Genomic DNA, 2,204 nt, shown 5'->3' on the forward strand with positions numbered 1-2,204 from the left:
CGGTCTACACCCGGAAGTCCTCCGAGGAAGGGCTGGAGCAGGAGTTCAACAGCCTGCATGCCCAGCGGGAGGCTTGCGAAGCCTACATCGCCAGCCAGCGGTCCGAGGGCTGGGTGCTGGTCCGCGATCAGTATGATGACGGCGGCATCTCCGGCGGCACGCTGGAGCGACCGGGCCTGCAGCGGTTGCTGGAGGACATCGAGGACGGGCTGGTCGATGTCGTCGTGGTCTACAAGATCGACCGTCTCAGCCGGTCGCTGGCCGACTTCGCCAAGCTGGTCGAGGTGTTCGACCGGAACGGCGTGACCTTCGTCTCGGTGACCCAGTCCTTCAACACCACCACCTCCATGGGGCGGCTGACGCTGAACATCCTGCTCTCCTTCGCCCAGTTCGAGAGGGAGGTCACCGCCGAGCGCATCCGCGACAAGGTCGCCGCTAGCCGCAAGAAGGGCATGTGGATGGGCGGCGTCCCGCCCTACGGATATCGCGTCGAGAACCGGAAGCTGGTGGTCGACAAAGAAGCCGCCGCGCATGTGCGCTGGATCTTCGCCCTCTCTCTCGAGATCGGATCCTGCACGGAGCTGGCGCGAGAGGTCGGCGCACGCGGCATCCGCACGCCGCGCGGCAACCGGATCGACAAGAAATACATCTACCGAATGCTGAGCAACCGCGCCTATATCGGCGAGGCGGTGCACAAGGGCGAGAGCTACCCCGGCGAGCACGACGGGATCATTGACCGCGAGACGTGGGACCGTGTCCATGCGATCCTGCAGGAGAGCCCCCGAAAGCGCGCCGCCCGCACACGCGCCGACACGCCCGCGCTGCTGAAGGGGCTATTGTTCGGGCCCGATGGCGCCGCGTTCTCACCGACGCATACCCGCAAGGGCGACAGGCTCTACCGCTACTATGTCAGCCAGACGGTGCTGAAGCACGGCGCCGGGTCTTGCCCCGTGGGCCGCGTGCCCGCTGGCGAGATCGAAGCCGCCGTCATCGACCAGCTGCGCGCCGTGTTCCGCCAGCCCGAGATCGTTGCAGGGACGTGGAAGGCAGCGCGCGCCCATGCCAACGACACCACCGAAGCCGACGCCTGCGCGGCGCTGCAGCAGCTCGACCCGCTGTGGGACGAACTCTTCCCCGCAGAGCAGGCGCGCATCGTCACTCTGCTGGTCGAGCGTGTCGATATCGGCACGGACGGGCTGAACGTCCGGCTTCGGATCGACGGGCTCGGCGGCCTCGCCCGCGAGATGCTGACCGGGGAAATCGAGGCTGCCGCGTGACCCGTGCCGCTCAAATCCCCGAGACCGTGACGCTCCACGTCCCGTTCCGCGTCATGAAGCGCGGCGGGCGGAAGGAGATGCAGTTGCCAGAGGGCGCTGCTCAGCCGCGAAGGCCCGACCACATCTATGATCAGATCGGTGTGCTTCCAGGCTGCATACTGCGGGCCGCTGATGTACACTGGCACGCCGCCGATGTGACCGAGAAGCACGTCGTGATCGCCGACCGCGAACTCACCTTCTGGGTAGCACATCGGCGAGGAGCCGTCGCAGCAGCCGCCGGATTGATGAAAGATCACCGGCCCGTGGTCGGCGACGATTTCGGCGAGGAGCGCGAGCGCCGCCGGAGTGGCGCTCACCTTGCCGGCGGCTGCTCTGGCCATGGCTCAGGCGGTCAGGTCGAGGACGACGCGGCCCTCGATCTGCCCCTTGTGCATCCGTTCGAAGATCGCGTTGATGTCCTCGAGCTTAGCGGACGCCACGGTCGCCTTAACTTTGCCGTCGCCAGCGAAGTCGAGCGACTCCTGCAGGTCGAGCCGGGTGCCGACGATCGAGCCGCGCACGGTGATCCCGTTCAGAACCATGCCGAAGATGTCGAGCGGGAAGTCGCCTGGCGGCAGGCCGTTCAACGCGACTGTGCCGCCGCGGCCGACCATGCCGATCGCCTGCTCGAAAGCCTTGCGGCTGACCGCCGTGACCAGAACGCCCCGGGCGCCGCCGCCGGTCTCGCGCTTGATCACCGTGGCCGGGTCGTCGTTCAGGGCGTTGACCGTCACCGTTGCGCCGAGCCGGCGGGCGAGGTCCAGCTTGGCGTCGTCGATGTCGACGGCGGCCACGTTCAGCCCCATCGCCTTGGCGTATTGCACCGCCATGTGGCCGAGCCCGCCGATGCCCGAGATCGCCACCCAGTCGCCGGGCTTGGTGTCAGTC

At 67.5% G+C, this 2,204-nt stretch carries 2 protein-coding genes and 1 pseudogene; 1 reads left to right on the forward strand and 2 read right to left on the reverse strand.

Features of this window, described 5'->3' with window-relative positions:
• Nucleotides 1-1,277 (forward strand): recombinase family protein (locus tag V7050_RS20550; RefSeq protein ID WP_324411217.1); only part of this gene is annotated, 1,277 nt, incomplete at its 5' end.
• Between the two features lie 173 nt (nt 1,278-1,450).
• Here V7050_RS20550 and V7050_RS20555 read toward each other — a convergent pair.
• Together V7050_RS20555 and V7050_RS20560 are read right to left on the reverse strand one after the other, a co-directional pair.
• Nucleotides 1,451-1,657 (reverse strand): annotated as a pseudogene (locus V7050_RS20555) (DUF779 domain-containing protein); the annotation flags it as partial.
• Between the two features lie 3 nt (nt 1,658-1,660).
• A partial coding sequence (locus V7050_RS20560; protein WP_324411219.1) for a zinc-binding dehydrogenase occupies nt 1,661-2,204 on the reverse strand: 544 nt, incomplete at its 5' end.

Source organism: Amaricoccus sp. (assembly GCF_036846665.1).
In the GTDB taxonomy this organism is placed as follows: domain Bacteria; phylum Pseudomonadota; class Alphaproteobacteria; order Rhodobacterales; family Rhodobacteraceae; genus Amaricoccus.